The sequence below is a fragment of the Crassaminicella profunda genome (genome assembly GCF_019884785.1).
GTDB lineage: Bacteria > Bacillota > Clostridia > Peptostreptococcales > Thermotaleaceae > Crassaminicella > Crassaminicella profunda.
The window spans coordinates 1,276,843-1,290,813 of sequence record NZ_CP082326.1 but is presented as its reverse complement, the minus strand read 5'-3'; the positions used below and the strand labels follow the sequence as shown (position 1 = coordinate 1,290,813).

Annotated in this window: 15 protein-coding genes; 2 read left to right on the top strand and 13 right to left on the bottom strand. The window is 28.9% G+C overall.

All coding sequences use genetic code 11. The features are described 5' to 3' along the window. Positions 1 to 83 precede the first annotated feature (83 nt). From nagE to K7H06_RS05740, 7 genes are all read right to left on the bottom strand, one after another. Entirely contained in the window at positions 84 to 1,454 is a 1,371-nt protein-coding gene (gene nagE, locus K7H06_RS05770) for an N-acetylglucosamine-specific PTS transporter subunit IIBC (protein WP_223038935.1), read from the bottom strand. A gap of 119 nt (positions 1,455 to 1,573) precedes the next feature. Then, positions 1,574 to 2,416, bottom strand: a complete 843-nt coding sequence (locus tag K7H06_RS05765; RefSeq protein ID WP_223038934.1) for a PRD domain-containing protein — start codon at positions 2,414 to 2,416, stop codon at positions 1,574 to 1,576. Positions 2,417 to 2,704: 288 nt separating this feature from the next. Continuing rightward, positions 2,705 to 3,361: a pentapeptide repeat-containing protein gene (locus K7H06_RS05760; RefSeq protein WP_223038933.1), complete on the bottom strand. Its 657-nt coding sequence runs from the start codon at positions 3,359 to 3,361 to the stop codon at positions 2,705 to 2,707. Positions 3,362 to 3,439: 78 nt separating this feature from the next. After that, on the bottom strand, positions 3,440 to 4,792 hold the full coding sequence (locus tag K7H06_RS05755) for an MATE family efflux transporter (protein ID WP_223038932.1): 1,353 nt from the start codon (positions 4,790 to 4,792) through the stop codon (positions 3,440 to 3,442). A gap of 69 nt (positions 4,793 to 4,861) precedes the next feature. Further along, positions 4,862 to 5,677 (bottom strand): MerR family transcriptional regulator, encoded by an 816-nt coding sequence (locus K7H06_RS05750; protein WP_223038931.1) that lies wholly within the window; start codon positions 5,675 to 5,677, stop codon positions 4,862 to 4,864. A gap of 34 nt (positions 5,678 to 5,711) precedes the next feature. Then, positions 5,712 to 6,170, bottom strand: a complete 459-nt coding sequence (locus K7H06_RS05745) for a DMT family transporter (RefSeq protein ID WP_223038930.1) — start codon at positions 6,168 to 6,170, stop codon at positions 5,712 to 5,714. 13 nt (positions 6,171 to 6,183) lie between these two features. Beyond that, complete coding sequence (locus tag K7H06_RS05740) at positions 6,184 to 6,606, bottom strand: DMT family transporter (protein WP_223038929.1); 423 nt, start codon at positions 6,604 to 6,606, stop codon at positions 6,184 to 6,186. 90 nt (positions 6,607 to 6,696) lie between these two features. Between K7H06_RS05740 and K7H06_RS05735 the strand changes: the two genes are divergently transcribed. After that, positions 6,697 to 7,377 (top strand): Crp/Fnr family transcriptional regulator, encoded by a 681-nt coding sequence (locus tag K7H06_RS05735; protein ID WP_223038928.1) that lies wholly within the window; start codon positions 6,697 to 6,699, stop codon positions 7,375 to 7,377. A 21-nt stretch (positions 7,378 to 7,398) separates the two neighbouring features. Here the strand turns inward: K7H06_RS05735 and K7H06_RS05730 are convergent, their stop codons facing one another. From K7H06_RS05730 to K7H06_RS05720, 3 genes are all read right to left on the bottom strand, one after another. Beyond that, entirely contained in the window at positions 7,399 to 8,286 is an 888-nt protein-coding gene (locus tag K7H06_RS05730; protein ID WP_246637638.1) for a patatin-like phospholipase family protein, read from the bottom strand. Between the two features lie 323 nt (positions 8,287 to 8,609). After that, positions 8,610 to 9,908 (bottom strand): DUF4179 domain-containing protein, encoded by a 1,299-nt coding sequence (locus tag K7H06_RS05725; protein WP_223038927.1) that lies wholly within the window; start codon positions 9,906 to 9,908, stop codon positions 8,610 to 8,612. Beyond that, positions 9,901 to 10,410: a sigma-70 family RNA polymerase sigma factor gene (locus tag K7H06_RS05720; protein WP_425514938.1), complete on the bottom strand. Its 510-nt coding sequence runs from the start codon at positions 10,408 to 10,410 to the stop codon at positions 9,901 to 9,903. Before K7H06_RS05720 ends, K7H06_RS05725 begins: the two co-directional genes overlap by 8 nt. Positions 10,411 to 10,704: 294 nt before the next feature. Between K7H06_RS05720 and K7H06_RS05715 the strand changes: the two genes are divergently transcribed. Continuing rightward, entirely contained in the window at positions 10,705 to 11,730 is a 1,026-nt protein-coding gene (locus tag K7H06_RS05715; protein ID WP_223038925.1) for a patatin-like phospholipase family protein, read from the top strand. 91 nt (positions 11,731 to 11,821) lie between these two features. Here the strand turns inward: K7H06_RS05715 and K7H06_RS05710 are convergent, their stop codons facing one another. The 3 genes from K7H06_RS05710 to K7H06_RS05700 form a co-directional block, all read right to left on the bottom strand. Then, positions 11,822 to 12,130, bottom strand: a complete 309-nt coding sequence (locus tag K7H06_RS05710; protein ID WP_223038924.1) for a hypothetical protein — start codon at positions 12,128 to 12,130, stop codon at positions 11,822 to 11,824. A gap of 179 nt (positions 12,131 to 12,309) precedes the next feature. Next, positions 12,310 to 13,086 carry a VCBS repeat-containing protein gene (locus tag K7H06_RS05705; RefSeq protein WP_223038923.1) on the bottom strand — a complete coding sequence of 259 codons (777 nt, stop codon included), beginning with the start codon at positions 13,084 to 13,086 and terminating at the stop codon, positions 12,310 to 12,312. Between the two features lie 201 nt (positions 13,087 to 13,287). Continuing rightward, entirely contained in the window at positions 13,288 to 13,962 is a 675-nt protein-coding gene (locus K7H06_RS05700) for an RDD family protein (RefSeq protein WP_223038922.1), read from the bottom strand. Positions 13,963 to 13,971 lie beyond the last annotated feature (9 nt).

The window sequence follows — 13,971 nt, the reverse complement described above, 5'->3', positions numbered from 1 at the left end:
TTACATTTCCTTTATGAAATTAAATACATTTATCCATATTATAAACCTATTTAAATTCATAAATCAGGTAGATGAAGAAGCTGTTATAACAGCTTCTTCATTCTAGTAGATAATATTTCTACCTTTGTTCCTACAATAACCTGTACGTTTTTATCATTAATTTTTAATACTCCTGATGCGCCAAGATTTTTCAATCCTTTTTCATCAACCCTTCCTGAGTCCTTCAATGTAAGTCTTAATCTTGTAATACAAGAATCTAATTCCACAATATTTTCTTTTCCTCCTAAAGCTACTAAATAGTCTTTAGCTAATCCATCTAAATCATCTACTTTGCTAAACTCTACTGCATTTTCATCTAAATCTTCTCTTCCTGGAGTTTTGATATCAAATTTCTTGATTGCAAAAACAAATATAACATAATATACCACAAAGAATACCAATCCTATAGGGATTAAAAGCCATCCTTTCGTTGCTAAATTCATATTTATTCCAAAATCTAGTGCTCCTGCTGAAAAACCAAATCCATGATGAATCCCTAAAACATTTGTTACCGCTAATGAAACTCCTGTTAATAGGGCATGGATAACATATAGTCCTGGAGCTAGGAACATAAACATAAATTCAATTGGTTCTGTAATTCCTGTTAAAAATGCTGTAAACGCAACAGATAATAAAGCCCCTCCTACTGCCTTTTTATTTTCTTTTTTAGCTGTAGTATACATAGCAAGTGCTGCTGCAGGAAGACCAAACATCATTACAGGGAAAAATCCAGTCATAAATAATCCTGCATTTGGATCTCCTGCAAAGAATCTTCCTAAATCTCCTGTAGCTCCATTAAACTCTCCAAATACAAACCACACAACACTATTCAAGATATGATGAAGTCCTGTTGGAATTAACAATCTATTTACTGTACCAAATACAAAGTATCCAGGAGCTCCTGCTCCTATAATCCAATTGGCAATAACATCAATTGCTTCTTGAACATATGGCCATACAAATCCATAAATAACACCAATAAGAATAGATACTAAAGAAGTTACAATTGGAACAAAACGCTTTCCCCCAAAGAATCCTAAAAAATCTGGCAACTTAATGTCATGATACTTATTATAAAGATTTCCTGCTACAATCCCTGCAATCATCCCTGCTAAAACACCCATTTTTTTCACTTCTATTGCTTCGTTAAAAGTTGGTGCAACAGCTGTAGCTGTAAAGTATCCTATAGCACCTGCAAGACCTGCTGCTCCATGATTATCTTTTGCAATACCTATAGCTACACCAATAGCAAATAATATTGGCAGATGATCAAATACAGCACTTCCTGCTGCTGTAATAAAAGGTATTTTTAGTAACACTCCAAATCTTAAAAGTAAGGCTACCACTGGCATTACTGCAATAGGCAACATTAAAGATTTCCCTAGCTTCTGAAGTTTTCCAAACGTATTACTCATAATGATTCCTCCTTTTAATAAATGATTTATTATATATAAAAAAGGCATAAACCATAAGACAGAAAACTCTTTCCATCTAATAGGTTTACGCCTGATTTAACAGTAACGTTCCTGATTTCTCATTTAGTTTTTAATCTTTGTATATGAATTGCCATATATCCTAGTTCCTGTTCCGGAACCTCTACCTCATATGTTTCTTCAATTTTAACTCTTATTTTCTTGATAATTTTATAGGATTCTTTAAACTTTTCCTTTATGTTCTCTAAAAGAGGATTTTCTATATATATATTATTTTTTATTCTATTTAATGCCCCTTGTAAATGATTGATTAATCTTTTGTAATCATAATCTGTTTTGCATATTTTTACATTTAAATCTTTTTCTATAATTTCGATGATTTCATATAATAGTCTAGTATTTTTTATCGTCTCTTTTACATGGGTATTCTTCCTAGCTGAATGAAGATGTGTGGCTATAAATCCTATTTCACCATATCCTAAATCTGCATTTAATGTTTCCTTGATCCTCTTAATTCCTTGGGAGGCAATCGTAAATTCATCTGGATATAGTAGCTTAATTTCATCAATAAATGGATTTGTTATTTCAAGGCCTGTTCGAACTCGTTCAATTGCAAAACCAATATGGTCTGTAAGCAAAATGTGAATATGTTTATTTAACTCCCCTAATTTGTTTTCTGCTTTCTCTATAATTTCCTCGCTTATTTCTATAATCTTCGGATCTATTTGTTTTACAAGACTAAAGTACTTATTTTTCATCTTTTCATCATAACCGACAAAGGATTTTTGTATCTTCTCCCTTGGAATATAAACCTTTTTATTTTCTTTTTTCCCAAAACCTATACCTGTTCCAATTAATATAGTATCTTCTTTGTTTTGAAAGTCATAAGCTAATACGATATTATTATTTAAAATCTTTAATATCCTAAAATTGTATTTCCCCAATAGAATCCCTCCTGTATGAGCTTTAAAACAAAAAGACGCAAACCTACACACAAATACCCTTCTTCTTGTATTTGTACATAGGTTTACGCCTGCATCACAGTAACACACCTAAATTATCATTTAATTGTTACATAAATGATACCACAAGAAGAAAACGTTTGTCAACATATAAATAATACTTTATATTTTTCTACCATCATAAGATCTCAATCAAAACTCACTCTCTTTCTATATAATTATATTTCATAAGGATGATTTCATTACTATTTTAATTTTGCATTTATATGGTTATATTTTAATAATAATCCCAAGAAGTTTTGAAAGAGAAACAGCTTGCATAGGAGAAACAATAACTCCATATAAATCCTCCATTCTTACACCTATTCCTTCTATTTCACAATTACTAAAATCCATCCCTTTTAATTTTGTTCCTGACATTTGAGATTGTGCTAAATTACAATGATTAAACCCAACCTTAGTAAATTTAGCTTCTTGAAAATCCGTGTCATTCAATACACAATTTTTAAAATTCACCTGTTTACATTTTGTAAATCTAAAAAAAGCATAATTACCATTACAATCCTCCAATACTACATTTTGTAACGTTGCCTCACTCAAATCTATTCCTAAAATTTTACAATTTTTCATTTCTACCCTGTGTATAATAGCTCCACGAAAGTCTACATTTGATAAATCACAATTTTCAAATATAACATCTGTTAAATCAATGCCTTCAAAAGATACTTCTTTAAATGTAACATTTCTAAAGATCATCTGTTTAAAACTTATTTGTTGAGCAATTTGATTTTCAATGGAACAACTAGAAACAACACTCATAGAAAAAGTATCTTCATTTTGAATATCATCATTAGAAAAATAAAACTCATCTAACTCTTTGGGTATTCTAGGGCGTAATATTTTGTATTCTATTTTTTTGTCTTTCATTATAATAACCTCCAAATCTTACAGTAATTTTAAAATAATACATTAATAATATTCACATTAGAAAATCAGGAGATTTTTCTAATGTTCCTCTATTAATTTAAATTTTTCAATTTCTCTTTTATAAGTTTTTAATAAAACCCAACATACAAAAAGAGTCACTGCTTCTGCTACAGGAGTGGTTATCCAAATTCCATTTATTTTAAATATTTTAGGAAGAATAAATAATCCAGCCATAATGAGTATTAATCCTCTGTTCAAAGTAATAATGGTTGAAAATTTTGTTTTTTCAATAGCTTGAAAATATGAAGCTGTTACCATATTCACTCCCATAAACAAATAATTTATAAAATAAATTTTTATACCACTAGTCGTCAATTCCATTAACTCTATATTATTATTGTTGAATAATTTAACCATGTTTTTTCCAAATAGTATGCCTGACATGAAAAAACATATTCCAAATACCACAGATACCTCCACTGCTAGTTTAAAGCTTTCTCTTGCTCTTTCATATTCTTTAGCACCATAATTGTAACTAATTATTGGCTGTACCGCCTGGGATATTCCAATAAAAACCATCAGCATTAATGCATGAATATAATTTATTATTCCATAAGCTGATACCCCTATTTCTCCAAGCATTTTCATCAAAACTAAATTAAATACTAATGTAACTGCGGCCAAAGACATTTCTGCTAAAAAATTTGGAAAACCATTCTTAAAAATTCTTATCATATCATTTACTACAAATCTTGTTCTAACAAATTTTAGATCTCCTTTTTTAAACATAAAATGCATCAATAATATAGTAATAGATAATATATTGCTAATCCCTGTTGCTAAAGCTGCTCCACTTAGTTCCCAATGAAATTTAAAAATAAAAATATAATCTAGACAACAATTAATAATTGCCCCTATAATCATAGCATACATTGATAATTTAGGTGCTCTGTCATTTCTCACAAAACAGTTCAGCACATCTACTAAAATAAATATGGGTGCAAAAAATATTATTACACGCATATACTCTTTTACAAAGAGTAATATTTTATCATTTGCTCCTAATATATAAGAGAGCTTTTCTATGTTTAATTCACTCACAACAGTAATAATAATACTTATTATTATAGCTATTACTATTGATTGGGTGAAAATGCTATTGCCTTCTTCCTCTTTCCCTTCACCAAATTTAATGGAAACTACCGTTGCACCCCCTAATCCAATTAATATACCCATAGCTGCAAATAATGAAAAAAAAGGTACTACAATATTTACAGCCGCTAATCCATCACTTCCAATCCCCCGTCCTACAAATATACCATCTATTACTATATGTAAAGACATGATGAGCATACCCATAACTGCGGGAATAAGATAGTTAAAAAATAATTTAGAAACAGAATCTTTTTTTAAGTCTAATGCTTTTTTCATAACAAAATAACCTCCCTTTCATTTAACAGAGGTTATTTTATACCTTATAGTTACTATAAGGTCAAGAGATTATTTTATTGGAACTTGAATTTCTGTTATATATTCCTCTTCATTTAGTGTTACAGAAACATCTACTAAGCCAATTTCTATAGCATCTCCTATAATTTCATAATGATGGTCCTTTAAATAATCTAATAATTTTTTATAAGATCTATACGTTTCTCTATATGATCCTTTATGATAAATACATGCATATTTCCCTGCAGGTAATTTTTTTATGTTACTATGTTTGAACTTATCCTCTACTAAAATATACACAGCATTATACCTATCAAATCTATGTGTTTTTAAATGATTTGAAGGAACAATTATGCCTATTTTTCCAGTAAACATTAAAGAATTATCCTTAAATAGGTTTTGTAAATTCTTTAAAGCTAGTTCAAATTCAACAGCTGAATCTGAATCCTTTATATATTCCAGAACAATATTTCTTTCAAATATTTCTCGTATCCTTACCTTTTCATATTCTTCTATGTTCATACAGTCTTTTATACAGTCAATTTTATGATCAATTTTATCTCCTATTAATTCTAGTTCTTGAATTTTTTTGTAAGTTAAATGTTTCTGCTTTTCAAGTAATTTTACAATATTCCCTATCTCTCTTTTTTCAAAATGTTCCTTTATATCCTTTAAAGTCATCCCTAAAACCTTTAGATATTTTATTGTATCCAATTGTTCAAACTGCTCTATGGTATAATATCGATATCCATTATTTTCATCTATTATTTTAGGTTTTAAAAGACCTATCTTATCATAGTATCTTAATGTCTGTGTTGAAATATTATGGATTTTTGCCATATCTCCTATTAGAAATTTATTTTCCATGAAAAATATTCTCCTCCTGCTCACTTACTTAATGTCACTGGTCTTCAAAATCCAAATTTAAATTTTGATATTTTTTATCAACGCTAGCATTATAGATTAATCCTACAAGAAATAATAATCCACCAATTATTTTTCCTTTTGAGAAAATATCTAAATAAAAATAATCTATCACTGAACTTGTTAAAATTTGTCCAATAAAGGGCAGTATTACAATATATACAGCTGGAATCTGTGGAACTGTAATGTTGAATAAAAAAACTACTGCTACACCAATAAATCCACCTAAAAAATAATACCATGGAATAGAACTAAAAACCTGAAATGAAGGAATATTATCCCTTACCATAAAACAAAGGATCACAGAAGCTAACAATCCCATTAAATAATTCAACATGACCCCATTGGCTACTCCAATTTTTTGAGCAAGTTTTCCATTAAGTATGGTTGCAAAGATTATTGAAAAACCTGTTGTAAATGCTAATACTATATACATTTTATTCACCTCTCTATAGCCAAACCATGGCAAATATCCCTACTAAAATAATGGCAAACCCAATTAATTTTTCTTTTTTAAACTTGTTCACTTTCATTTCAAACAATCCAAAATGATCAATCAAATTTGAAATGATTAATTGACCAAATAAACTGATTCCTATAGTCAATGTAATCCCTAGTTTAGGAATACAAATATTGTTTAATACTATTGTTAAAACACTTAACACTCCAGGTAGAAAAAATATGATTGGTATTTCTCTAAAATAAAACCATTGGTTCTTTCGGACAATACATATAGCCAATATAAACAAAAAACCTATTAAATGAAAAATTAAATTGCTGAAATATGCTCCTGTTATCTTTGTAAGCATTCCATTGAAAAATAACATTATAGCAAGTAATACTCCTGTTTTTAATGCTAAGCTTTTATACATATGCTCCCTCCATGCTTTACAATAATCTGTAAATAGATTATCATGTTTTTAGAAATTCAATTATGACATATGTCATGTATAGGAGGATTTATGAAAAAAATTATTAATCCAAAGCTTCTAGATTATTATAAAAAAAAATATCATATTGATGATATTTTTGATGATGAAGTGCTCTCCTTTATGGAACTCCATCATTATGAGAAAGGTGAAAAAATTTTACAGGCTAAAAATGAATTGATTTATTATTACTTTTTTGTAGAAGGTAAAATCAAAATCTTCTCTCTCCTAGAGAATGGAAAATCCCTTCTATTAGAATTTTATACTGAATTCGATACATTAGGAGATGTTGAATTATTCAAAAATCTTTCTATTCGTTCCGATGTAGAAGCCGTTAAAAATAGTTATCTAATAGGCATTCCCGCAAACATCTTAAGAGAAAAATGTCATGACAATATAAAATTCTTAAGATTCATGATTGATTCTTTAAGTATCAAACTTGAATCAACTTCTAATAACAGTTCTTATAATCTACTGTATCCATTGATTAATCGTTTATCTAGTTATTTACTTGAGCATATTACAGATAAGGATTATATTATCTTAAATTCATCCTTTAAAGATATTTCTGAGTTTTTAGGTACTACTTATCGTCATCTTCATAGAACTTTTACTACCCTTCAATCAAAAGGAATTATAAAATACCATGGACAAACAGTATATATTTTAAATAAAAACGAATTAAAGAAGCTTTCAAAGAATTTATATCGATAACTATCAAAGCTTTAAACAGTACTACACTGTAGTACTGCCTTCTTCTATACTTTTTATCCATTTTTTAAAATGCTTCATTTGATTCATGGTCTCATAATAACCCTGTTCATATAAGTCATTCAATTTTGAAACATCTTTTTCAAATCGATCCACTGACAATTCTTTTTCAGGACGAAACACATATACATGACCCCTATTTTCAAGATCATTAATTCTTTCAATACAATTATTATATTTTTTATATCTTGTTTTAAGAATTTTAATCAATTTAGGGTACTTATATAAAAATACATTTGTCAAAAAGCCCCACTTAGAAGGAGTCTTTCTATAATTTTTATTTCTCGTTAATATAATAATATTATAAGGATTTCCATCATCGATAGATTTCTCTATTGGTATGGGATCTACCATCCCTCCATCAAGATATTTTTTCCCATTTATTTCTACTGGTAATGATATTATTGGTAAACTACAAGAAGCTTTTAGTATTTTTTCAACAAAATATTTTGGTTGAAAATCTTTGTGTTCAAAATAAACAGGCTGTCCAATTTCACAATCTGTTGCACATACCTTCAAGGTTACAGGAGAATTAAAAAAAGTTTCATAATCAAAGGGAACTAATTCATTAGGTACTTTATCAAAGAGAAAATTCATACCAAAATAACTTCCTTCTTTCAATAGATTAGATATCCCTAAGTATCTTTTATCTCCAACTATATCTACAAAAACTTTTTTATTTCTTTCTCTTTGCTCAGCAACAAAATCAGCACCATTATTTGCTCCAGCAGAAACACCAATAACATAAGAAACCTTTATATTTTCATCCATCAAAGCATCTAATACCCCTGATGTATATGCACCTCTCATTCCTCCGCCCTCAAGAACGAGACCTATATTTTTTAGAAACAATTGCCTCACCTCTTCATGCTGTAATATGTATGCCTATGGCTACTACTTCATTACTCTATCTGATAATAAGTAGGATTATTCATTATTGAAAATTTACATACATCTATATAAAATTCTATAGAATTACATAAATTTCCTCCTTTAAATTATACCCTTTTGTTTTGCTATAATAATGTTCCCCTTTATACATAATTCTATAAAAAATTCACTATAATTTATCTTATAAGATCAAAGTAGAAATAAAACAAATGACAGAGAATCCCCCTGCCATTTATTATAGAACCTTAGAAATTATGATATATTACATTTTAAAAATTAAATACTCAATTCATAGGTATATCTATAAATTGATTATAAATTTTATTATACTTTATCCTGTGAATGTCTAATTGCAAATCCTTTCCTGTTCCCAAAAATCGAAGAGTTCGAGTATGATTTATCCTTCCGTCTCCCCTTTTATCATATTCATCTAAAACAGTCTCTTCAAGATTTATTTTTTTTCCATCTATTATTAAAACTACTTTTGAAAGTAATACACTTTCTTCTGTAGTAATGGTGACATAAGTTTCCCCATTCTCTTCATAAACCTTATTAATTGTAATATTTTGACCGAGAATTTTCAATGATTTATTCACTTCGTCTTTATTTATCTTTATTTTTTCATGAACATCATGATCTGCTTGAAAACTTACAAATTGAATTTGAAGCTTATCTAAATCCGTTGGCAATGGTTCATATTCCTTATCAAACTTCATTCCACTCATATCTGTACTCATTCCTGATCCTTGTTCTAAAAGTTCTTTTCCATTAGCAATCAATTTTATATCTATTTCATCAGGTCTGAATCTTTCACCAATAATTTGATCCTTAGCCAGTTCTACTATATTTTGAATAGTTCCTTTTATAACTGTAGTAGTTGGAGAAGCTAAAATGGATTCAAAACGTATTTTACTCTCATCTACTTGAATTGTTTTATTAATCTCTTTTTTTAGAATATGTCCCATGGCCTTATTTCTATCTAATGTAAAAATAATCTCTCCTTCTTCCATTTTATCCCCTTGCGTCAAAGTAAATGTCCATCTTAATTCTTTTTCAAAGAAATATGGAGGCTCAAAAGCCATTATCCATTTAACCTCTTTCTTTTTTTCATCAATTTCTCCTTGTCCCCCCATCATATAATGACGCCCTACTATACCTTCCATAGACATACTACCTACATTATCTATGTTTTCACTAAGACCTTGCAATGTATAAAAAGCTAGCAATTGATTATCATCTAGCATAATCCCATCTAAGGTAATCTTTTCACCATTCTTAAAGGTATAACTTTTTCCAATAAGTTGTCCTTTCTCTAATTCATTAAGATTTTTTAAATTACTGCTCATAAGTGTATCATATCCAACAAGCTTTTTCCCATAAAAAGCCAATGTGTCCACATTGTATCCTATCATCATCATGGCAATCAAAAAAGCTACTACTTTTATTTTCCATTTTCCTTTTATAGTTTTAGAGGAATGCCTGTTTTTTAATGCAGCCCGTAACCTTGTTTCTAATTCCTCTGGTACTTCTATTTCATCTATTTCTAATTTCTTCTTTCTTAGGATTTTTTCAACTTCATTCATGAGACTTCACCTCCAAACTTTCTTTTAATTTCTTAAGTCCAATGGATATACGAGATTTTACTGTTCCAAGAGGAATTTTCACTATATCCGCAATAGTTTGATAGTCTAAATCTAAAAAATAGCGGAGTCTTATTGCCTCTTGATGCTTTTCATTTAATTGAGATAAATATTTTTCAAGGATGATCTCTTGATCCTTTTGCTCAAAACCACCCTCATGAACTTCTTCTTTCACAAGATCCAATGAAATAATTTTATTCTTTCTTCGTAAAAGCCTTTTACAACAATTCACTAAAATCGTTTTACTCCAACTATAGAAGGCATCTTCTTTCTTTAGCTGATGTATCTTTTCATAAATAATCACAATCATATCTTCCATAGCATCCAATGCATCTTCTTTATTTTTCATATATATATATGCAAGTTTGTAGTACTCTTGCTTTTTTGCCATAATCAGCTGAACCAATGCGTCTTTATCTCCTTCTTTTGCTTTTTTAACCATCATCATAAACTCCACCTCATCACCCCGCTTTCCTATATAAGAGTATTATATCCTTTAAAAAGTTCATTTTCATATAACATTTTTACCATAAAAAAATCTACCATTTGAAATTTTCAACGATAGACTTTTAACTAGAATAAATAAAATTTTTTCTAAATTTAAATACACCATAAAACTTATTATTGAATATCATAGCATTATCATGAACTACATTGAAATTCATCTACTCGTAGCTTTTTTATTCAATAATTTTCCTATACTATTTACCCCTATAAACAAATTTTAAGAGGTGATCCTATGAAATTTCATTATAAAATTAATAATTTAGTTTTTGAAGGTGGCGGTGTATTAGGAATAGCCTATTTAGGCGTATTAGACTTTTTATACAACCATGGCATACTACAAAATGTAAAAAGAGTAGCAGGAACATCAGCTGGAGCGATCACTGCATGTATCACAAGCTTTGCTTTGTCTTTCAATGAAATGAAAAAAGTAGCTGATACATTAGATTATAGAAAAATACCACAAAAAAGTGAACATCCTAATTTAAATGAAATACTAATCCCTTTAAAAAAAGATTTCGAAGAAATATTTGAAAATATTGATTGTATGTACAGGTTAATGAATGATTACGGATGGTATTCTAGCGAATATTTTTATGAATGGATGAAAGAACAAATAGCCTCTCAATTTGATCCCTCTAAAAAACTACCACCCTATACCTTTGAAGATTTTAAGAATTCCTCTATTCATAAAAACAAAAGACCTTTTTTAGATTTATATATTATTGGTACAGATATATCTACTAAAAGCTCCAAGGTATTCTCCTATGAAACAACTCCTCATATGGAAGTAGCTCAAGCAGTAAGGATTTCTATGTCTATCCCTCTCTTTTTTGAATCCATAAAAATCAATGAAGATACACAAGCTAAAAAATCAATGCCACACATATTTTGTGATGGTGGCATTATGAGAAACTATCCTATAAAAATATTTGATACTAATTATTTCAGAGATAGCCTGGTTAATGGTGTAAATGTTCAAACTTTAGGAGCAAGATTTAAAAGCACCCCAAAATATCATGAACTAAAAAACTTCATAGAATATATAGAAAATCTATTGATATCCTTTGCAAGCGTTCAGCAGGATGTTTATAATCATAGTCCTAAAGATCAATTAAGATCTATTCAAATAGATACAAAGGATATATCATTTATAGATTTTAATATAAGTCCAAATGATGGAAAATATAATTTTTTATATACACAAGGCTACACAGCTGCTAAAAATTATTTCCGAAAAAAAAGATTCTTCTCTAGATAATATTACAACGTAAAAACAAAAAAAGAATTCTCTTAAATAAAAGAATTCTTTTTTTTTACCCTCTATAGAGCACTATGTTTTTTGATGATTATTAAAATTCTATTCCGGTACTTTTAGAAAGATCATCTGCTATAATTTCAACCCCTTCTACTTTTGTACCTGGTTTTACCTTAGGCTCCATAGATGGATTTTGTGGATATTTTGTACCATCAAATTTTAATTCTGCATAAAAGCTCTTTATCCCCCCACCAGAAACATACATAATCAAATCATTATATCCGTTAGTTTTATTTTTACTAATGATAATTGGATTGTTGACAAGGGTAAAATTTGAAAGTAATTTATATTCCTCATCAAACTCTTTAAATATAGCAGCACTACATCCACCAGTTCCACACATAGTAGGTCCTACAAGGTATACAAAGGTTTCTTTGATATTATCTCCATCAAGATCAATTTTATTATAATAATATCTTACCTGATCTTTTCCCCGCTCAAGATCATATACTTTTGCAAATGCATCTTCTAGTTTTATATCTTTTTCTTTTTCAGAGTAAATATATTCAACATCTGAAAAATCTATTTTTTTTTATCCTTTTTTCCCATGCTTATATCTTCACCAAAAATGCCTATTGTTTGGAAAAAAGGTATAAACTTATTTTTATCCCATTCAAGAGATGTCTGCACATACCCTAAACCATCTGCATTATATCTACCCGCAATTCTCTGCTCTGCATATAATTCATAAGTCCCATCTCCTTGAAAATCAATAGGATATAACCCTCCTAATGGATTTACCCATCCCTCTATAGGTTCTTTCAACTTACCATTTTCATTATAAATCTCTGATAAGTATTCTTCTCCCTTATATTGAATGTCTAATAAATATTTTGTATTCATTTTTTGGCTAATAACCTCTACTTTATAATCATCTTTATAGCTTACATCATATGGATATGCATCATTAAATTTTTCAAAATCAAAAATTAGCTTAGGCTTATTATTTAAAAATGAGTATATATAGTAAAAGGTATATCCGCCACTCCCTCCTGAGAATATGCTGATGTAAATATCATCTACTTTATCGCCTGAAAAATCACCTAAAAAAAGACTAGGTCCATATCCTGCATTTTCTTTAAGGGGAATTGTAGTCAAACGATTTGTCTTTCCATCAATAATCTTAAGGGTTATATTATCCCTAAAAGGACTTTGTGAACCATGAGGTTTCTCTCCTACTAAATACACATAGTCAATAATACCATCCCCATTTACATCTCCTTGCTTAAAATCTAATACATAGGTACGTTTATTATTAATCTTCATTTGTCTTTGAAAATACATAGGATAATAATACATATTATATCTCCTTTCAATTCTTTCACTTATTAATATAATATGCACATTTTATAAATATGGTCATTAATATCTACGCTTTAACATTAATAGTAATTCTTCCATTTATTTCTGGTATCTCCTTCACTTCAAAAAAGTTTCTTATTTTTACTTCTAAAATATTAAAACCCCTTCGATTCATAAAAATCAAAGGGATTTTATTGATTATTTTTCTATAATTCTAAGAATATCTTCATCTACCTGACCATATCTCTCTGTAAAATATTCTAAGATCTTTTGTTGTAATCCTTCTTTATCGATTAATACATCCTCTCTTTCATTCATATAAGTAATAAGGAGCTTTATTTCCTCTTCTGTTAATTTGTTTTGTGTATCCTCAGATAGATTTTCAAAATACTGATATAAATCTTCCTTTTCTTCTTCAATCACCATAGTCGACGCCAGTATATCTCCAAGTCTTGCATCATCTCCTCTAAAGAAAATCATCAGTATTCCCACTAGGTAATTATCCACAAATATTCTAAATAGATTTCTAATCAATGAATGTTTTATATCCATAGGTTGACCATTTTTTCTAATGGTTCGGAGTCCTAATGCCTTTTTCCCTAGAGTCTTTCCATCCATCACCATCTCAGAAACAATAAAATATCCATAATTAACACATGCAATGATCAATAAAACAATTGCTAAGAAATAGGAATTTTTTGATTCAAAATATTGAACAGGATCACTCATTCCTGCTAAAGCAAAAATAATCATTAAGTATATGGCCCCTTGAATGAAATAATCTATAAATGCTGCAACAACACGACTCCCTACCCCTGCTAATCTAAACTTTACTTCTATATTTTCAGGTGTTGTAATTGAAACAAATTGCATGATATTTCC